Consider the following 17,179-nt stretch of genomic DNA (forward strand, 5'->3'; position numbering starts at 1 on the left):
GACGGCGCGTATCCACGGCCTGAAGGCCGTGGTATTGCGCCTGTTCAGCCTATAACGCGAATGAGGTGAACCACCTCGGGGTCAAACTCCGAGGCACTCGGCCTGCTCCACCTGTCGAATGGAGTTTGGGTCCGGTAGCTCGGCATACCACCGAGTGCTGGTATTCTGCCTTTGCACCCGTATCCACATCATCTCCGTATGAGTGCCTACGGACGCAGTCCTTCGACACGCCGGCCCGGGAGTGGCATCGACGCTCTTCGGTAATCTAGCGGAACACGTTGACGCCCAGTTCAGCAAGTTCCGCTAGCCTCTGGCCGAAGGCAGGACGGTCTTCGTGCATATCCGTTTCTGCCCGGCCAGAGGCACTAATGCTCCTGGTTCCGCCAGTCTACCGAAGAACGAGCGCAACAAAACCCGAGTCAGAGGAACGGAAGCGCCAGCGCCGACGTGAGGCAACTGATGACGAACCAGCCGACGAAGTTCCACCACGGAACGCCGCGATAGCGTGGCCCGGGGAGCGAGTCTCGATACGTCCAGTGGCCGTTCTCGACGCCGATCTGGTCGGTCAGGAGGTCGTAAGTCGTCGCGATCCCTCCGGCCGTCGCGACGGCCGTCCAGCCGTCAGTAACGAGCAGGGCAATCCGGAACACCAGGTAAACGACGCCCGTCCAGCCGAACAGGATGTAGATCGGCACACCGGCGATCTTCGGGCCGATGTGGTGTTGGAGCCAATCCAGTTCGACGGCGATGGCTTCGGCGACGAACGCGACGACCGCACCACCGCCGAACAGGGCGACAGTCGCGAGCGGCGGCCACGTCACGGCCGCGTGAGCCAGCAGCAGGGCTCCCAGTCCGACGGTCGTGAGAGCGTACACACGATTGCTCGGCATCGTGGCGACGGCGTTTTCCCAGGTCAGTCGCCGGTGAGCGCCTCGCTCGCGGGCGCAACGTCGATCGTCGTGCCCAGATCCTCCTCGACGGCCTTCTCGTAGAGCAGATACGCGCCGGCGACGGTCTCGATGCCCGTGCCCCCGCTATCGAAGACCGTGATTTCCTCCGCGGACTCGCGGCCGGGGGCGTTACCGGCCACGACGTCGCCAAGTTCGGCGTGGATGTCCGCCTCGTCGATCACGCCGGCCTCCTGCGCGTGGAGGAACGATCCGGCATCCTGAGAGGCCCGCTCGCGGAGGTCGGGCACGTATTTCGCCTGCTCGATGGTGGCATCGTCGAGTTCGCGCTTCTCGGGACTGTACTGGCCCATCGCAGTGACGTGCGTCCCGGGATCGAGTGTCTCGCCGTCGAACACGGGGTCGCTCGCGTTCGTCGCGGTGACGATAATGTCGGCGCCCTCGACGGCGGCCGCGGCGGAGGCGACGGCCGCGACGCTCGCGTCGAGGCGTCGGTCCATCTTGCCGACGAAGCCTTCGCGGTGTGCTTTCGTCGGGGAGTACACCCACACAGTCTCGATGTCGCGGACAGTCGATAATGCACGGAGTTGGCCCTTCGCCTGCGGACCGCTCCCGATAATCGCGACCGAGGAGGCGTCTTGTCTAGCGAGCGCGTCGGCCCCAACGGCGCCCGTTGCACCGGTCTTGTAGGGGTTCATACTCGCGCCGTCCAAGAGCGCAATCGGCTCACCCGACTCCGCATCGAAGAGCGGCGTCATAAACCAGGCGTCCTCGGCACCGAACCCCGCGGAGTACATATAGCCGCCCATTGCCCCCGTGTCGGGGAGTACCGCGGCGTAAGCGGTGAAAAAGCCCGGGGGCTGGGCGTTGTTGAGTTTTGCCCGGGGTTCGGCGGGCGCACCCTCTCCACGCTGGCGGTAGGCGTCACGGACGGCATCGACGAACTCGGCGGGCGTCGCGAGGCCGTCAACCTCGGAACCGGAGAGAAACAGCGTTTCTGTCATACCCGCCGGTTCGACGGCCAACGGTAAGAACGTGCGGGAAATGCGGCGATCGAATGAAACGAATCGATGGACTGCAGCGTTAGGAAGGAGACCGGAGGGCTCGAACGGCCGCGTTCAGTCGGCGCTCTGGGGGCTCGAATTCTGGCGCGACTCGACGCCGTCGAAATTCGAGAGGGAACTGCGGGTCACGGGTGCACGGACGAACATCGCGTGGCCCACGATGCCCGCAGCGACTGCCGCGGCGATGGGGACCGCCTGCGTGAGCGAGAGACTCGTCTGGACGAGGCCAGCAGTCAGTCCGAACAGTGCCAGCGGGATGAGGCCGAGAACGTAGTCGTAGTATCCGGTCATAGTATATTACATACTACGTGGATGGGGGATATAAATTTTTCTGGTTGGCCACCGGTGAGTTCGCAGTCAGTGTCTTTGTGGTTCCTCATAACTTATGCAGAGATTTCACAATAGAGCCTCTATCAAGAACAGATCGGCGAATGGGTGTGAGAAGCGCGCTATCGCTAAATTTCGCTGGCAGATCACGAGGAACCGAAAATCTCGTGACACGCGGCGTCATCGCTCCCGAGTCGAGAGGATCGGAGCGTTAAATTGATGTCTGGTCGGATTGTGGGACGTGAACTCGAACGACCGGGCAATCGTCGGGCTGGTCAGCCTCGCCCACGGGATGGTCCACACCTACGAACTGTCGATCCCGATCTTCGTCTCGATCTGGTTGGCTCAGTTCGACGTGCTGTCGGCCGGTCTCGCTGAGTTCGAGGTGACGGCCGCGACGCTCGGCATCGTCGTGACGGCGGGCTACGGGCTGTTCGGCGTGGGAGCGCTACCCGGCGGCGTTCTAGTCGATCGAGTCGGGTCCTCGCGGCTCATCATCGTGTGTCTGTTCGGGATGGCCGGGTCGTTCGTCCTTCTCGGGCTCTCGCCGAACCTGCTCGTCGTGACCGTGGCGTTGTTGCTGTGGGGCGCGGCCGCCAGCGTGTACCACCCGGCAGGGTTGACGCTGATCTCGAAGGGCGTCGAAGAACGAGGGTCTGGGTTCGCGTACCACGGCATCGCCGGCAACGTCGGCACCGGTCTCGGGCCGCTTTTGACCGCGACCCTGCTGCTATTCGTCGAGTGGTCTATCGTTGCGATGGTTCTCGCGATACCGGCGCTCGTGGCCGGTGCGTACGCGCTGCGAGCGTCGTTCGATGAGACGGCTGCAGTCCCCGACGGCGGACCGACAGAGGCCGACAGCGGCGGTTCGCGAACGAGCAGCGTCTCCTCGCTGGCGGAGTTCGTCTCCGAGTCCCGGCGGCTCTTTGTTGGGGCGTTCGCCCTCGTTTTCGTCGTCGTGATGTCCTCGGGACTCTACTACCGGGGCGTTCTCACGTTCCTACCGGACCTCCTCGAGTCGTTCCCCGGGTTCGATCCGATCCCGCTCACGTCGCTGCTGCCCGCGGTGGTCACGGACGCACTCGGCGTCGATCCCGCGTCGTCACGTGCGCTGAACCCCGAGCGGTACTTCTACTCCGGCCTGTTGATTGTCGGCGTCTTCGGACAGTACCTCGGCGGGAAGCTGACTGATCGGATCCCGGTCGAGTACGGACTGGCCGGCGGGTTCGGAGCGCTCGCGGTTCTGGCGGTGGTCTTCCTGCCGGCAGCGAACGCGGGGGTTGGACCCCTCCTCGTCGTCGGGGGCGTCCTCGGGGCTGCCCTCTTTCTCGTCCAGCCCCTCTATCAGGCGACTGTCGCAGAGTACTCGCCATCGGGGACGCGCGGCCTGTCTTACGGCTACACCTACCTGGGCGTCTTCGGAGTCGGAGCGCTCGGTGGAGCGATCGCCGGCACGGTCCTCACGTATGCGACGCCTGCCGTGCTTTTTATTCTGCTCGCGGGGTTCGCGCTGACGGCCGCGACAATCGGGTTTGTCCTGTCGAGGCGTCTGTGAGAAACGACAGGAGCTGTAGTCGGGCCGACGGTCGCGCTACCCGACGATCTTGAAGAAGAGCCAGCGGGCGAGGACGAGCGCGAGACCGCCCGTCAGAAACACCACGACGCCGAAAGAGGGCTGAAAGCCACCCGAAAACACCGGGGACGCCCGGAGCGCAAACCCGATGATCGCGCCCGGGATCCACGCGCGGATCGCGAGGGGGACCGCTGCTTTCGCGGACTCGGCCGCGCCAGCAGAGTACGCCCCGACCAGCGGACCCGCGACCGCCCAGCCGACAAAAAACGGCGTGAGCGTCAACAGCCAGCCGGCTGGATCGGTCGAGAGGTACGCAACGCCGTTGTGATTAACTACACCGAACGTCAGCACGGCCGCGAGGGCGAGCAGATCGACTACGGCCAGGGGGGCGGCCGCGCCGTCGATGCGTCGCGCGAGGAACGACTCCTCCGTGGTTGCCATACGCAACCATTTGAACGCTCCCTAAAGGTTCTCTCGGAATGGGTCGCTCACGCGGGCGATTCGGCTGTCGGAACGCGACCGACAACGACGTAATCGAACCCCTCTTTGACGATGCGGGCCTCGAGGCCGGCCGCCGAGAGCGAGACACAGAGTTCCTCCGGGGTCCAGAACGTCGAATCGAACCCCACGGCGGCTTCGGCGGCGACGAGTGCGCGCCCCCGGATTCCGCGGGGGTGAAACTCCTGGATTGCGACGACGCCCCCGGGCCGGACGATGCGAGCGGCCGCTTCGAGCCCCGACTGCGGATCCGGAAGATGGTGGAGCGCGTCGACGACGACGGTAGCGTCGATCGTGTCGTCGCCGAACGGCACTCGCTCTGCGTCGCCGCGAACGGTTTCGTGCCCGGCGTCGCGGGCTCGCGAAAGCATTCCGGCCGAGACGTCGAGAACGATCGGGTCGTACCCGACTCTGGCGAGCCCCCGAGAGGCGCGTCCCGTCCCGCCGGCCAGATCGACGACGCGGTCGATCGACCGCTTCGCGAAGGCGAACGCGTCCGCGAGCGGCCTGGCCCGCACCGGCGGCATCGCGGTGTCGTAGAGGCGGGCGATCCGGTCGAAGAAATCGACGTCGCCTCGGCCGAATCGAGAGGCGGACATACGACACGTACAGCAGCGGCGCACAAGGAGCTGTCGGACCGATGCACTCTTTCCGATTCGTGCCCTTCAATCGGTGATGGAGTTCGCCGTCCTCGGGTGGCCGCCGACCGGGCCGACCCTCAGGCTCGACTTCCGACGGTTCGCCTACGCCGGGAAGTTCGTGATGTCGAATACGGGGAAGGCAGTCGTTCGCAACGACGGTGAATACGGGACCGACGAGTCACTGGAGACGCCCACGGAAGTCGATGCCGACGAGTTCGAGGACGACATCGTCGCCGCGCTCGCGTTCAACGAAGACCGCACGGACGGCGATACACTGTGGTATCGCTACATCACCGTTCGGGCCGACGCGAGAGGTGAGGGCCTCGGCCCCCGACTGGCGACGTTCTTGGCTCCGAAGGCGGCACAACGGGGGTACGAACGACTCCGGATCGCCGTCAACAACCCGTTCGCGTACGAAGCGATGTACAAGGCGGGGTTCGGATGGACCGGGCGCGAGAGCGGCGTCGCGGAACTCGTCCTGGGGCGACCTGCTGAGCCGACGGAAGCCGCGACTCGGGACCGATCCAAAGAGCGCTACCGCGATGGGTTGCGTCTCTACCGCGAGCGTAACCTGGGCGAACCGGAGGAATCGTTTCTGGCCGCGCGAACCGACGCCGACACGCCGGAACGCACCGGTCCTCACCGGCCGTCAGATCCGGACGATTAAGCCGTCGGGCCACCGAGAGTTCGACGATGGGAAACGCAGATCTGCGGAGTCTGGCGGCCCTCTCGGACGTGCCGTTCGACGAATTCGGCGGGAGCGTCGTCGCTGTCGATGCACACAACTGGCTGTACCGGTATCTCACGACGACGGTCAAGTTCACCCACGAGGAGGCGTACACGACCGAGGCAGGCGAGGAAGTCGCAAACCTCATCGGGGTCGTACAGGGGCTCCCGAAGTTCTTCGAGCACGAACTCACGCCGGTGTTCGTCTTCGACGGCGGCGTGACCGAACTCAAAGACGACGAGGTCGCAGCACGGCGAGAGGCCCGTGAGCGTGCCGAAGAACAGCAGGAGGCCGCCGAGGAGCGCGGCGACGACGTCGCAGCCGCTCGCCTCGAAGCGCGGACCCAGCGACTGACAGACGTGATCCACGAAACCACCCGCGGCCTCCTCGAACGCCTCGACGTGCCGGTCGTCGAAGCACCGGCCGAGGGGGAGGCGCAGGCGTCACAGATGGCGATCCGCGGCGACGTCGACTACGTCGGCAGCGAGGACTACGACACGTTGTTGTTCGGCGCACCGTACACGCTCCGTCAACTCACCTCGAAGGGCAATCCCGAACTGATGGATCTGGAGGCGACGCTCGAAGATCTCGACCTGACGCGCGAACAGCTCGTCGACGTCGCGATCCTGTGCGGCACGGACTTCAACGAAGGGATCCCTGGCGTCGGGCCGAAAACAGCGCTGTCGGCCGTCCACGAACACGGAGATCTGTGGACTGTCCTCGATGCGCGGGACGACTACATTGCGAACGCCGACCGAGTCCGGGAACTGTTTCTCGATCCACCCGTCACCGACGAGTACGATTTCGAGACGACGGTTTCTCCGGATATGGAGGCGGCGCGCGCATACGTCTCCGAAGAGTGGGGGGTCGCCGCCGACGAAGTCGAGCGCGGTTTCGAGCGGATCGAATCGTCGATTGTGCAGACCGGGATCGACGACTGGACCTGATCGGCGCGGAACGATAACTGAAACACGCGTTCGACCTATCCCAATCGGTATGATACCCCGTTTCGTAGCCCCGGTTGATGCGTCGCCGCGATCTTCTCGCTGCCCTCCCTGCCCTCTTCGCCGGGTCCCTGTCCGGCTGCCTGGCCTCGGCCGGTAGCGAAACATCAAGAAACGAAACGACCGCCGATCAACTCCCCCCAACAGGCTACGGCAGTCTCTCGCAGTTCGATGCCGGGGACCCGTTCGCCACGAAGCAAGTGGGCGAGTCTGCGTCGGATCGACACCACCAGATCGCCGTCTGGAACGACGACGCGGACCAGCGATCGATCCGTCTCACCCTGCGTGACGTGAACCAAAACGAGGTCTTCGTCGACGTCGAACAAACGTTTCCCGCCTACGGATCGTTACTCATCGAGATCTACCGCCGTGCCGATTACGTGTTCGAGGTGATGCCGTCGGCTAGCGAGGGACGAACGCTCGGTGTCCGACGGGACTTCGTCGACTGCAACGACTCCGCGACCCACGTCGCCGTCCGGCCCGATGGAAGCGTTCGCGCTCGCGTGGTCTCGACGGCACTCGCGTGTTCGATAGAGACGACGAGCGGAGCGACGGAATCGGAGACGAGTACCGGCGCTGCGGCGGAGAACACATCGACGGCGACACCGCGGTAGACTTTTATTGCGTCGCGGCCCCTCGTTCGATATGTCGGCGTCCGAACTGAACCGATCCCGCGCCTCGTGGTGGGCCGTGGGACTCGCGCTCGGACTCGCGCTGGCGTACATCGTCTACTCGTTCATCGGGACGTTCGTGTTTGGTATTTTCATCTACTACGCGACGCGGCCGATCTACCGTCGGATCAAACAACGCGTTCGGCCGCCGAGTCTCGCGGCCGCAGTCGCCCTGTTCGTCCTCGCGCTCCCCGCGCTCGGACTGGTCGCCTACACCGGTGCAGTGGCCGTGAGTGAACTTCTTCGCCTGACGAACCAGGGCATCTTCGACCTCTCGCGCTATCCGATCACGGAGGGCCAACTGACTCAGTTGACGGACATCGAGACCGTGTTACAGTTCGACCCCGGAACGCTGACAGTCGGTCAGATCGAGCAGGTGGTCTCTTCGCTCGCCTCGGCCGGTAACGTCCTCGCGTTCGTCGGGGTCGGACTCGTCCACCTCTTTGCGATGATCGCGTTCGCCTTCTACCTCCTTCGGGACGACCGGCGACTCACGAAGTGGGTGCGGCGAAAGGTCGGCGACGACCGCGGCGTCCTCGAGGCGTTTATGCGCGGCGTGGATCAAGACTTCACGAGTATCTTCTTCGGCAACATCCTGAACGCGGTCCTGACGGGAACGATCGCCGTGGTATCGTACTCGACGTTGAACGTGTTCGCGCCGCCCGGGATCGCCATCCCGGCTGCAGCGCTCGTGGGACTGCTCGCCGGCGTGGCGAGTCTGATCCCGATCGTCGGGATGAAACTCGTCTACGTCCCCGTTGCGGCGTATCTCGGGGCGGTGACGTACCTCTCTGATCCGTCGATGCTGTGGTTTACCGCCGTCTTCATCGCGGTCTCGTTCGTCGTCGTGGACACGATTCCTGACCTCGTGCTCCGACCGTTCGTGTCGGGTCGGACGCTGCACGTCGGTGCCGTGATGATCGCGTACACGCTGGGGCCACTGCTCTTCGGCTGGTACGGGATCTTCCTCGGCCCGATCATCCTCGTGTTGCTCGCGAACTTCTCGCAGCACGTGCTGTCGATCCTGATCGACCGCGAGCCGCTGGTACCGTACGCAGTGGACCCGGGCGTCGCAACGAGCCAGGAGACGGGACGCTCACCCCCGGGGGGGCCGGCCGTCGCTACCGACGGGTCTTCGGAGGCAGACGCGGAGTCCCGGGCAGCGTCATCCGGGAAGAGCGGCCTCGCTACTGGACCGGAGAACGGGTCGAAACCGAGCGAACTGGCTTCAGAAGAGGAACACGCCCACCGGTCGCAGGTGGGAGGTTTCGAGTTCGGGGAGCACGTGGCCGACCGCGAGTAGGAACTCACGTCTGTGGGGCGAAGACTCGGTGGAGAAAGCGGTGAAACGAAGTGATAGAGAGAAACGCCCCTCACGAAATCGAGACGCCTGCGACGTCTGGAGGCGTGATCGCCGGGGCCCCGCCCCCTCAGTCGTCGATTCCGTCGAAGGTGACGTTGATGTACGTCCCTTCCCAGTCCTTTCGAGCCGCGATCTCGCGGCGGCCGCGTCGCGTGAGCGTGTAGTAGTTCGTTCGGCGGTCCCGCTGTCCTTTGTCCACGAGCCCCTTCTCGACGAGCGTGTCGAGGTTCGGATAGAGCCGCCCGTGGTGGATCTCTTTCTCGTAGTACTCCTCTAACTCTTCTTTTATCGCGAGTCCGTGCGGTTCGTCGAGTCCGGCAATCACGTACAGCAAGTCGCGCTGGAATCCTGTCAGGTCGTACATCCGTACACTCTACGTAAGCATTAGTGTTCTCCAAAATAAACATATCGACATCCGGTGTGTACTCTAACGGTCCCTTCCTCGTAGACGGGGCGTCTTATATTACCCACAATATAGTAACATATCCTTGCAGTTATCTGTACAGTGTAGAATATCTGTTATCTCAGCTACAAAATGTCTTTGGCCGGAATTGGGCCGGAATATCACGGAAGATTACCATAAATGATACTGGATTGAGAGGTTAGACGACCGATACTGCATTGCGTGAGTGGATGATTGATACCGCATTTCGCGAGTAGACAGTAGATACTGTGTCGCGTGAGTAAATGTATGATGCTGCGCTGAACGATGAGAAAGTTGGCACTCTGCGTTCGTAAGTGATCAAAAAGGAAAGCAAGCCGCGTGAAAACCACGCGGAAGCTTGCCGCCCTGAATTGGTCCCCGCTGACGCTTCGGCCCTCCAGACGAAGCGTCATTCTCACGTTGCAGGGTCCACTATATAAGTATGTCGGCTACGGCGAACTCGGTGGGTTCGCTGGGGTAAGGGTCCGTCCGGGGGGTGATGCTCACGTCGCGACGCGTTTTTCTCGCTGGCCGCCGACTGACCCGTATGCGCGTCCGTGGTCGTCGCCAGTGTACGGACTGTGGGCACGAATGGTCCTACTTCGAGACCGGCGAGGTGGCGTGCCCGGACTGCGGCAGTCTCCGGAGCGTCGGTACCGGAGAGCGACAGCGCCACACCGACAACCCGGTCGAACTCGACCTCACACCGCACCGGAACGAACTCGACTCGGTGTCTGACCTCGGAGACGTCGCCGACGATCTGAAAGCCACACTTCGGGAGTACATCCGGAAACGGGGGTTCGTCAGCGGCGGCGACCTCCGGACGGTGGACGACACGATTCTGGCTGCCGCGGAGTTGCTCCACGCTGTCGATGTCTTCGATCGGACCCGAAAGCCGACCGACACGATGCACCTCTACGTGTTGGAACTCCTTCGGGGTGCAGACAGCGACGAACGACCGGCGCCCGACGCCGTCCCGGAGTCGATGACCGACGCTCGCGGGTTGGCCTACGCCGAAATCATCGAAGACTTCTGCAGCGACCTCGGAACGTGGCTCGACGATCACCCCGACCCGGCCGCAGAGCGCGTCCACGAGACACTCAAGACGCACGTGAAACGGGTCAATGCCGTCTACGGCGACGTGCCGCTTTCGGAGTCGGAAGCGCTCGTTCGGGCAGCCCGCGACATCGCCGCGAACCTCGTCGAGAACGATGAGGCGGCGCTCGCGACGGCCGAGGACCGGCTGTCGCGGCTGGAATGAACCCTCCGTCCGACGACAATCTCTTTGCCGACAGGCCGGCCATTCCCGGGCGATGACCGATCGATTCGACCAGCACGTCGTCCGCCATCGGATGAAACTCCTCCGCGACGACGGCGATATGACGCTCTACGAGAACCGTGACGGCGTCGCCTGCCCGGCGTGTGAGGACCCGTTTTCGCGGCTCCTGCTCACAGAACGCCGCGCCCACTCCTTCGACGCGAGCGGATCAGGGCGGTTCTGCGTCGTTCACGAAGACGAACGACTCGTCGTTTGTATGCACGAATGAGCGTCGCTGATGCCGTCCACAGGCTGCCGAGAGTTTATATACGAAGCCGGGGCCAGGACCCCCGTGGTATGAACCGAGACCGCGGCGGTCACGGCGGGTGCGCGGCGCGCCGCCGCGGTCTGAGGGCACGCGCCGCCTGCTCGCCTCAGCGATAGCGACTGCTACTCGTCGCGTCACCCCTTGATGTTGCAGACAGGGTACGTGCGGGCCACCTTGTCGCCGATGCCCAGCTCGTCGGAGACGCGGACGACCTCGTCGACGTCCTTGTACACTCCCGGCGCTTCCTCAGCCACCGTCGCGCCCGACTGGGCCTTCACGTAGATCTTCTGCTGGTCGCGGAGTTCGTTCTGTACAGTCTCGCCCCAGAACTCGTTTTTCGCCTGCGTCCGGCTCATCGTGCGCCCCGCGCCGTGAGCGGTCGACCCGAACGAGCGGTCCATCGAGCGCTCGCCGCCGCGAAGCACGTAAGAGCCGGCACCCATACTGCCGGGGATGATGATCGGTTGTCCGACGTCGCGGTAGGCCGCAGGGACCTCCGGCCGGCCGGCGGGGAACGCCCGGGTCGCACCCTTCCGGTGGACGTACAGTTCCCGCTGTTCCCGGTCGACCGCCTCCTCGACCGGCACGGGTCGCCCATCGGCGTCGACGCCGACCTCGTGGACCTCTTTCTTGCCGATGTTGTGCGCGACGTCGTAGAGGAGTTCCATCTCCATCGCTTGCCAGTCGCGGTTGAAGACGCGCTCGAAAACCTGCCGCGTTCGGTGCATAATGAGTTGGCGATTGACCCACGCGAAGTTGATCGCAGCGCACATCGCGCCGTAGTACTCGTCGGCGAGTTCGGACCCGGCAGGCGCGGCCGCCAACTCCTTATCTGGGAGTCCTTCGAGCAGGTCGCCGTGTTCTTGCTCGATCCGCCGCAGATAGTCCGAACAGACCTGATGGCCCAGCCCGCGGGAGCCGCAGTGAATAAGTACGACGATCTGCTCCGGCTCTAAGCCGAACTCCGCGGCCACCTCGGGACGGTAGATGTCGGTCACGCGCTGGACTTCGAGGAAGTGGTTCCCCGAACCCAGGCTCCCGATCTGGTTTTTGCCCCGGTCTTTGGCCTTCTGTGAGATAGCATCAGGGTCGGCGTCAAGTCGCATCCCCTCGTCCTCGCAGTGTGCGATGTCGTCTTCGACGGCGTAGCCGTGTTCGAGCGCCCAGTCGACGCCGCGGGCTAACACCCCCTCGACCGTGTCGCGGTCGCCCTCGACGATTCCGCCGCCGCCGAGCCCCGAGGGCACGTTCGCGAACAGCGCGTCGACCAGTTCGGCCTCGCGCCCTTCGACGTTGTCGTAGGTGAGGGAGGTCCGCATCATTCGGACGCCGCAGTTGATATCGTACCCGATCGCTCCCGGCGAGATACAGCCGGTTTCGGCGTCCATCGCTCCGACGCCACCGACCGGGAAGCCGTAGCCCTGGTGACCGTCGGGCATACAGATGGCCCGGCCGACGATTCCCGGTAGATGTGTCGCGTTGCGGAGTTGCCGGAGGGTCTTGTCGTCGGCAATCTGTTCGAGTAACTGCTCGCTGGCAAAGATGCGGGCAGGGGCACCCATATCGCCCCCGCGCGGAATCTCCCATACGTGTTCGCGAACGCGCTCGAGTCGGACGCCGTCGAAGACGCGAACTTCGTCGCTATCGTCAGTCATATTGGGTGAGACGACTGCCCCGGAGGAAAGCGTTCTCCTCGCCGCCGCCGATCACCTCGACTCGACAGGCCGGTCGCTCGGCGGCGTAGCTACTCTTGATATGCGACCCGGACCTGCTCCCACTTCCCCCTGGACTCGAGATGACTCTGCAGCGCGTCGGCATACGCCTGGGTCAGTCGCTCGGCAGCCTCGATGCGCTCCTGGTCGTTTCCGCTCGTCCCGTTGCTGAGCCCGAGCACGTTCTTCAGCGAGTCGAGCACGCCGTCGGAACTGTCCTCGCTCTGGCCGCCGCCCATCTGCGCCATTTGCGAGCGAACGTTCTCGAGTTCGGGCATAATCTGCGGCAGTTTCTCCGTGTCCGCGACGATTCGCGCCCGGTTGGGGTCACTAGCGTGTTCGATGTCCAACTCGGTCGCCGTCATAATGAGCCCCCACTCCTGGCTACTGAAGCGCGAATTCGTGACGCGGTCGTTGAACTCCTGATCGACAGTCATCCGGTCTCCGACGATGCTGTCGGTCCAATCAGCCATACTGCGAGATACGACTGTATCCGGTTTGAGCGTTTCCCTCGGTACGGCGACCATTTGAGATGCAAAAGCCGAGTTTCTTTCCACGTGACGCCCGAAGGCAGGTGTTTTTATTCGCGAGCGAGTGGTGAGTCGTATGGACCGCTACGATCTCCTATATCGTCTCTACGAGGAGTACGAGACCGACACACTCTATGATCTACAGAACTTCGTCGATCTGTTTCCGCCTGTCGATTCCCGAGTCGCACTCGGGTACTGGCAGGATGCCAGCGACGAACTCGACGACCGGAAACGCGAAATCGGAGAGTCGTTTGCAGTGGGTGAGACGATGGCCGAGATTGCTGCCCGCGCCACGCGCGAGCAAACGTTCACGGCGCTCGATCTCCACGCCGAATACGATCGCTCGGTGAACGCGCTCGTCCTCGATGTGGACGAGACCCTCCGCTCTGCGGGTCGAACGGACAACGAGATTCCACGGGAGACGCTACATCTGCTGACTGAGTTCCACGAGGCCGACGTCCCTATCGTGATCTGTACGGGACAGACACTCGAGAACGTCAAGGGGTTTATGATCCAGGGACTGGGTACCGAACTGGTCCACTCCGGGTCGTTGAGTATCGTCTACGAGGCCGGCACCGGCGTGTTCACACCCGGTCACGGGTCGAACACGAAGCGACTGCTCTATGAGGGACTCGATGAGGAGATCCAGGACGTATTCGCTCAGGTTCGGTCACGAGCGCTCACCGCCGCCGCGCCGGAACTGAGACGCTCCGTGCACCTGCAGGGCAACGAGTTCAACGTCACGCTCAAGCCGAACTTCGACGTGGGGAGCGACGCCGCCGCCGAAGTGATCGACGAGGGACTCGTCCACCTCATCGATCTCCTCGGACAGTCGGTCGTCGAGAGCGTCGAAGGCGTGGGCGACGTCGGGATCGAGAGTCGGGAGCGGGGCGACGAACCGCACAGATCCTCTGACTGGGCACGGGCGTACTACGCTGCGGCGGACCCCGAGATCGCCACCGTCCTGGAAGGTGAAGACGACAGCCCCACTTGCGATCCAGACGACGTGCCCCCGGAGGTGGCCGCACGGTTCGACCGGATCGACGTGGCGTACTACCACGCCGACGCAGCCGAAATCGGCTCGCTCGATCTGGACAAACCGACCGGTGTAGCCGAAGCACTGGACGTTCTCGGTATCGACGATCCGTTCGTGTTGGTGATGGGTGATAGCAAGTCCGACCTCCGGGTGATGGAGTGGGCCGACGCGGCTGACGCCGGGATTGCCGCCGCGCCGGAGCACGCCTCACAGTCGGTTCTCGATCACGTGCGCTCGCGCGATGGACTCGTGTATGGCCCCGGGGACGCCGGTTCGGTGTTGCGGACGGTATCGGTGCTGAATCGACTAGCCGAGTGGTGAAGATCGGGAAATCGCCGTCTCCTCAGGAGGTGAACCGCCCGTGGACCGACAGCGTCGTGCTGTCGCCCTGGATCTCGTTGCCGACGGCGCCGTCGATCCGCCATTCGACGACAATCGAGACCGTCTCGTTGGCCCCGACTGGGACTGACTCGCTGGCCTCGCTCACAGACGCTAGCGGGACGAACGCGTTCGAACCGCCCGCGACGTAGCGGCGCGCACCGCTTTCGTGGACGATGACGATGCGGACGTCCACGTTCGCGGAGAGCTCGCCGACCGTTGGGGTGCCGTCGACTTCCGCCTCCGGCTCGGTCAACCCGTTCTCGTCGTCAACGACGACGCCCACGGTGACCAGCAGGGTATCCTGCTCGGGGTTGGGAGGGCCGAAGACCGTCTCCGAACTGCCGCTGCTCCCCGGCATCACGCCGCCCGCGGTGAAGAGCGCGGTCGTCGGGGTGCCGGGGCCCTCGGTCCCGTCCGTGCTGCCCTCGCGTTCGCCGTCGGTGCTATCGGCGTCGGAGATGCTGCCGCCACCACTGCCGCCGGTCGTCCCGCCGCCCGTCGCCTGCGCCGACAACGAGGGGCCGGCGTCGCCACGGGACGGCGTTCCGACGGGGTCTTGATCGACGTCGAATCCCGTCTCGACGGTCGGGGTTCCGCGTTCGTTACCCGAGCCGAACGAGACGACCCGGGCCGCCGGTCGCTCCACGACGAACTCGTACTCGTCGGCGGCCTCCACCGATGTCACGGTCCCATCTGTGGCGAACAGTCGGGCCGTCACCGAGATCGCGCCACGTCGAACTGCGACCGACCCGGGTACTGCCACGTCGAACCCGTCTGACTGGTCCGCGTCGAGGTACACCGTCCCCGGCCCGCCGACCGTGGTCCCGAGGTCAACCGTCTCTGCGGTGACCGCACCAATCGTCAGTCGGTTGATCTCCACCCAACTGCCGTCCGAGAGCCGGGAGTGAACGACGAGTTCGATCCGGTCGACGTCCTCGCGGACGACGAGCGATCCGCCTAACGACCCCGTCACCGTTCCCACGTCCCCGGCGTCGGTGCGGACGTCGATCGGGTCGGCGGCGACGACGGTGAGCTGCGGGGGGTCCGAGAGCGCACCGTCCGGCCCGATGCCGAACGGCGTGTTCTCCGAGAGCGCTCCCGCTCCCGCGCCCATCAGTGCCACCCCGAGTGCGACGACCATCAGCAGTCGACTCCGGGAGATGCCGTCCGCCCCGTCGCGCGTGCTCATCAGGCCCCACCCGAATCGTCCCCGTCCGCGGGGTCGGTATCGCCGCCTACCCCACTGCCGGGAGACGATTCGGTGGTGTCCGATACGGCCTCATCGCTGCCGCTCTCGGTCGTCCCGTCAGTCGACCCGGGGTCGATGGCAGGACCCGACTCGGTGGATTCGCCCTCCGAGGCGGTTCCGCGGTCCGCCGTCAAACCGTCACCGGACGTGTCGGCTACGTCGCTGGACGCTGAGCCGTCTCCCGAGGCGTCCCCGGTGGTGGCCGTCCCCTCCGGCGTCGTCTGGCCTCCGCTGTCGCCTGCGTCGCTTGTCTCGTCGGGCCCGGCCGTGCCGGTCGGGACGCCGCCGGAACCGCCGTCCGCCCGAGTACCGTCGGTCTCGCTGCCGTTCACGTCCGTCGCTCCGCCGCCAGTCGCGGACTCGTTGCCCGCTGGCTCGGAGGAGATGACTTTTTCCCCGGAGGCGTTCGCGATCGAGGCGGTTCCGGTCGCTTTCTCGTCGACCGATTCGTTGCCGGTCGACTCGTTGCCGGACGTCTCGTCGACGAGTACCGGCGTTCCGCCGTCGGCCGTCCCGTTAGTCGCGACCGTGCCGTTTGCGGCCGTCGCTCCGCCGCCAGTCGCGCTCTCGTTGCCGGCGACCGCCGTCGCGTTCGTCCCGTTGGCGCTCGTGCGCCCGTCCGCGTCGGCGAGGTCCGTCGCGGTCGGTGCCGTCCCGTCGACCGCCGTCGCGTTCGCGTCGGTCGCCACCGACGCGTTCGGGACGAAGAGCCCGAACGGACTGAAGCCGTCGGTCGTCGCCTCGACCAGGTAGTGACCGCCGACGTCCCGCCTGACTTCGGTCTGCAAGTACGTCCAGCCGTCGGGGCCGCGGTGGCCGATGACGACCTCGTGGGGATCGACGTCGACGCCGTCGACCCACGACTGCGAGATCCACACCGAGACCTGCGCGCAGCCGTCACCCACGACATCGAACCACTCCGCGAGGCTGAGCGAGCCGTACGCGGCGGGATGTTCGGTCACCTCGCAGGTCTCCAGCGGCTGGACGCGGAACTCTGAGACGGACTGGTCGGCCTCGACGGTGAGGCCGACGCTAACCGACTCGCGATCCGACAGCAGCGCGGTCGTCGCGCTGCCGGACGCGGACGCAACGAGGGCGAACACGAACAGGAGGGCGAGCAGTCGTCGTCCGGACGGGGTCTCACCCGGTATCTGTGTCATCGCGGCCTCTCCATCGTCGTGTCACTCATCGTCTTCTTCCTCCTCGAGTTCGGCCACGACGGTCCCGTCGTCGTCGAACTCGTATTTTACCCAGGTGTCTCCGGGGCACGGGTCGTTTGGATACCGCGACGGTTGGCCGTCAGCGGTGTGTTCGTTTCCGTTCTCTCTCCCGTGGGTTGCGATCAGGCCGAGGTCGCTGTCGCCGTCGCCCGTCGTGACGCGGAAGGGCGTCTCCTCGCCGGCGTACCGGAAGGTGTCCATATACGTAGCGTACTTGAGCACGACGGTGTCGACGCCCGACGGAATCTCCATCAGCTTCAGCGTG

The 17,179-nt window shown here is 64.8% G+C and carries 19 protein-coding genes; 8 read left to right on the forward strand and 11 right to left on the reverse strand.

Annotated features, from left to right (window positions below):
• Nucleotides 1-419: 419 nt before the first annotated feature.
• From ABEI27_RS09245 to ABEI27_RS09255, 3 genes are all read right to left on the reverse strand, one after another.
• Nucleotides 420-890 (reverse strand): carotenoid biosynthesis protein, encoded by a 471-nt coding sequence (locus ABEI27_RS09245; protein ID WP_375799112.1) that lies wholly within the window; start codon nucleotides 888-890, stop codon nucleotides 420-422.
• Nucleotides 891-913: 23 nt separating this feature from the next.
• Nucleotides 914-1,912 carry an ornithine cyclodeaminase family protein gene (locus tag ABEI27_RS09250; RefSeq protein ID WP_375799113.1) on the reverse strand — a complete coding sequence of 333 codons (999 nt, stop codon included), beginning with the start codon at nucleotides 1,910-1,912 and terminating at the stop codon, nucleotides 914-916.
• Nucleotides 1,913-2,026: 114 nt separating this feature from the next.
• On the reverse strand, nucleotides 2,027-2,263 hold the full coding sequence (locus ABEI27_RS09255; protein WP_375799114.1) for a hypothetical protein: 237 nt from the start codon (nucleotides 2,261-2,263) through the stop codon (nucleotides 2,027-2,029).
• Nucleotides 2,264-2,540: 277 nt separating this feature from the next.
• Here ABEI27_RS09255 and ABEI27_RS09260 point away from each other — a divergent pair, with 277 nt between their 5' ends.
• Nucleotides 2,541-3,854, forward strand: coding sequence for an MFS transporter (locus ABEI27_RS09260; protein ID WP_375799115.1), 1,314 nt, complete (start codon nucleotides 2,541-2,543; stop codon nucleotides 3,852-3,854).
• A 36-nt stretch (nucleotides 3,855-3,890) separates the two neighbouring features.
• Here the strand turns inward: ABEI27_RS09260 and ABEI27_RS09265 are convergent, their stop codons facing one another.
• Together ABEI27_RS09265 and ABEI27_RS09270 are read right to left on the reverse strand one after the other, a co-directional pair.
• Nucleotides 3,891-4,313 carry a DUF3054 domain-containing protein gene (locus ABEI27_RS09265; RefSeq protein WP_375799116.1) on the reverse strand — a complete coding sequence of 141 codons (423 nt, stop codon included), beginning with the start codon at nucleotides 4,311-4,313 and terminating at the stop codon, nucleotides 3,891-3,893.
• Nucleotides 4,314-4,360: 47 nt separating this feature from the next.
• On the reverse strand, nucleotides 4,361-4,969 hold the full coding sequence (locus ABEI27_RS09270; RefSeq protein ID WP_375799117.1) for a class I SAM-dependent methyltransferase: 609 nt from the start codon (nucleotides 4,967-4,969) through the stop codon (nucleotides 4,361-4,363).
• A 76-nt stretch (nucleotides 4,970-5,045) separates the two neighbouring features.
• On the opposite strand from ABEI27_RS09270, the gene ABEI27_RS09275 reads away from it, so the two are divergent.
• From ABEI27_RS09275 to ABEI27_RS09290, 4 genes are all read left to right on the forward strand, one after another.
• A complete protein-coding gene (locus ABEI27_RS09275) occupies nucleotides 5,046-5,678 on the forward strand; it encodes a GNAT family N-acetyltransferase (RefSeq protein WP_375799118.1) in 633 nt (210 codons plus the stop codon).
• A 26-nt stretch (nucleotides 5,679-5,704) separates the two neighbouring features.
• The gene (fen, locus tag ABEI27_RS09280) at nucleotides 5,705-6,685 is read left to right on the forward strand and encodes a flap endonuclease-1 (RefSeq protein WP_375799119.1); all 981 of its coding nucleotides are present in this window, start codon (nucleotides 5,705-5,707) and stop codon (nucleotides 6,683-6,685) included.
• A 77-nt stretch (nucleotides 6,686-6,762) separates the two neighbouring features.
• Nucleotides 6,763-7,356: a hypothetical protein gene (locus ABEI27_RS09285; RefSeq protein WP_375799120.1), complete on the forward strand. Its 594-nt coding sequence runs from the start codon at nucleotides 6,763-6,765 to the stop codon at nucleotides 7,354-7,356.
• 31 nt (nucleotides 7,357-7,387) lie between these two features.
• The gene (locus ABEI27_RS09290) at nucleotides 7,388-8,716 is read left to right on the forward strand and encodes an AI-2E family transporter (RefSeq protein WP_375799121.1); all 1,329 of its coding nucleotides are present in this window, start codon (nucleotides 7,388-7,390) and stop codon (nucleotides 8,714-8,716) included.
• 127 nt (nucleotides 8,717-8,843) lie between these two features.
• Here ABEI27_RS09290 and ABEI27_RS09295 read toward each other — a convergent pair whose 3' ends face one another.
• Nucleotides 8,844-9,140 (reverse strand): helix-turn-helix transcriptional regulator, encoded by a 297-nt coding sequence (locus ABEI27_RS09295; RefSeq protein WP_375799122.1) that lies wholly within the window; start codon nucleotides 9,138-9,140, stop codon nucleotides 8,844-8,846.
• 607 nt (nucleotides 9,141-9,747) lie between these two features.
• Here ABEI27_RS09295 and ABEI27_RS09300 point away from each other — a divergent pair.
• Both ABEI27_RS09300 and ABEI27_RS09305 read left to right on the forward strand, forming a co-directional pair.
• Complete coding sequence (locus ABEI27_RS09300; protein ID WP_375799123.1) at nucleotides 9,748-10,461, forward strand: zinc ribbon domain-containing protein; 714 nt, start codon at nucleotides 9,748-9,750, stop codon at nucleotides 10,459-10,461.
• Nucleotides 10,462-10,513: 52 nt separating this feature from the next.
• Nucleotides 10,514-10,747, forward strand: coding sequence for a flagella cluster protein (locus ABEI27_RS09305; RefSeq protein ID WP_375799124.1), 234 nt, complete (start codon nucleotides 10,514-10,516; stop codon nucleotides 10,745-10,747).
• Between the two features lie 173 nt (nucleotides 10,748-10,920).
• On the opposite strand, the gene ABEI27_RS09310 is transcribed toward ABEI27_RS09305, so the two are convergent.
• Both ABEI27_RS09310 and ABEI27_RS09315 read right to left on the reverse strand, forming a co-directional pair.
• Nucleotides 10,921-12,441 (reverse strand): RtcB family protein, encoded by a 1,521-nt coding sequence (locus ABEI27_RS09310; protein WP_375799125.1) that lies wholly within the window; start codon nucleotides 12,439-12,441, stop codon nucleotides 10,921-10,923.
• 89 nt (nucleotides 12,442-12,530) lie between these two features.
• A complete protein-coding gene (locus ABEI27_RS09315) occupies nucleotides 12,531-12,971 on the reverse strand; it encodes a DUF5799 family protein (RefSeq protein WP_375799126.1) in 441 nt (146 codons plus the stop codon).
• 133 nt (nucleotides 12,972-13,104) lie between these two features.
• Between ABEI27_RS09315 and ABEI27_RS09320 the strand changes: the two genes are divergently transcribed.
• Nucleotides 13,105-14,385 (forward strand): HAD family hydrolase, encoded by a 1,281-nt coding sequence (locus ABEI27_RS09320; RefSeq protein ID WP_375799127.1) that lies wholly within the window; start codon nucleotides 13,105-13,107, stop codon nucleotides 14,383-14,385.
• A 22-nt stretch (nucleotides 14,386-14,407) separates the two neighbouring features.
• Here the strand turns inward: ABEI27_RS09320 and ABEI27_RS09325 are convergent, their stop codons facing one another.
• The 3 genes from ABEI27_RS09325 to ABEI27_RS09335 form a co-directional block, all read right to left on the reverse strand.
• The gene (locus tag ABEI27_RS09325) at nucleotides 14,408-15,634 is read right to left on the reverse strand and encodes a hypothetical protein (protein WP_375799128.1); all 1,227 of its coding nucleotides are present in this window, start codon (nucleotides 15,632-15,634) and stop codon (nucleotides 14,408-14,410) included.
• Nucleotides 15,634-16,854: a hypothetical protein gene (locus ABEI27_RS09330; protein ID WP_375799129.1), complete on the reverse strand. Its 1,221-nt coding sequence runs from the start codon at nucleotides 16,852-16,854 to the stop codon at nucleotides 15,634-15,636. Before ABEI27_RS09330 ends, ABEI27_RS09325 begins: the two co-directional genes overlap by 1 nt.
• Before the next feature lie 21 nt (nucleotides 16,855-16,875).
• Nucleotides 16,876-17,179 (reverse strand): hypothetical protein (locus ABEI27_RS09335; RefSeq protein ID WP_375799130.1); only part of this gene is annotated, 304 nt, incomplete at its 5' end.

The organism is Halobellus sp. (assembly GCF_042218505.1).
In the GTDB taxonomy this organism is placed as follows: domain Archaea; phylum Halobacteriota; class Halobacteria; order Halobacteriales; family Haloferacaceae; genus Haloquadratum.

What these genes read in the sequence shown, in the direction of transcription:
- ABEI27_RS09290 (WP_375799121.1), top strand. Translation starts at nt 7,388, where the DNA reads ATGTCGGCGTCCGAACTGAACCGATCCCGCGCCTCGTGGTGGGCCGTG.
- fen (WP_375799119.1), top strand. Translation starts at nt 5,705, where the DNA reads ATGGGAAACGCAGATCTGCGGAGTCTGGCGGCCCTCTCGGACGTGCCG.
- ABEI27_RS09285 (WP_375799120.1), top strand. Translation starts at nt 6,763, where the DNA reads ATGCGTCGCCGCGATCTTCTCGCTGCCCTCCCTGCCCTCTTCGCCGGG.
- ABEI27_RS09270 (WP_375799117.1), bottom strand. Translation starts at nt 4,969, where the DNA reads ATGTCCGCCTCTCGATTCGGCCGAGGCGACGTCGATTTCTTCGACCGG.
- ABEI27_RS09255 (WP_375799114.1), bottom strand. Translation starts at nt 2,263, where the DNA reads ATGACCGGATACTACGACTACGTTCTCGGCCTCATCCCGCTGGCACTG.
- ABEI27_RS09330 (WP_375799129.1), bottom strand. Translation starts at nt 16,854, where the DNA reads ATGACACAGATACCGGGTGAGACCCCGTCCGGACGACGACTGCTCGCC.
- ABEI27_RS09305 (WP_375799124.1), top strand. Translation starts at nt 10,514, where the DNA reads ATGACCGATCGATTCGACCAGCACGTCGTCCGCCATCGGATGAAACTC.
- ABEI27_RS09295 (WP_375799122.1), bottom strand. Translation starts at nt 9,140, where the DNA reads ATGTACGACCTGACAGGATTCCAGCGCGACTTGCTGTACGTGATTGCC.
- ABEI27_RS09310 (WP_375799125.1), bottom strand. Translation starts at nt 12,441, where the DNA reads ATGACTGACGATAGCGACGAAGTTCGCGTCTTCGACGGCGTCCGACTC.
- ABEI27_RS09300 (WP_375799123.1), top strand. Translation starts at nt 9,748, where the DNA reads ATGCGCGTCCGTGGTCGTCGCCAGTGTACGGACTGTGGGCACGAATGG.
- ABEI27_RS09325 (WP_375799128.1), bottom strand. Translation starts at nt 15,634, where the DNA reads ATGAGCACGCGCGACGGGGCGGACGGCATCTCCCGGAGTCGACTGCTG.
- ABEI27_RS09265 (WP_375799116.1), bottom strand. Translation starts at nt 4,313, where the DNA reads ATGGCAACCACGGAGGAGTCGTTCCTCGCGCGACGCATCGACGGCGCG.
- ABEI27_RS09275 (WP_375799118.1), top strand. Translation starts at nt 5,046, where the DNA reads ATGGAGTTCGCCGTCCTCGGGTGGCCGCCGACCGGGCCGACCCTCAGG.
- ABEI27_RS09315 (WP_375799126.1), bottom strand. Translation starts at nt 12,971, where the DNA reads ATGGCTGATTGGACCGACAGCATCGTCGGAGACCGGATGACTGTCGAT.
- ABEI27_RS09250 (WP_375799113.1), bottom strand. Translation starts at nt 1,912, where the DNA reads ATGACAGAAACGCTGTTTCTCTCCGGTTCCGAGGTTGACGGCCTCGCG.
- ABEI27_RS09320 (WP_375799127.1), top strand. Translation starts at nt 13,105, where the DNA reads ATGGACCGCTACGATCTCCTATATCGTCTCTACGAGGAGTACGAGACC.
- ABEI27_RS09245 (WP_375799112.1), bottom strand. Translation starts at nt 890, where the DNA reads ATGCCGAGCAATCGTGTGTACGCTCTCACGACCGTCGGACTGGGAGCC.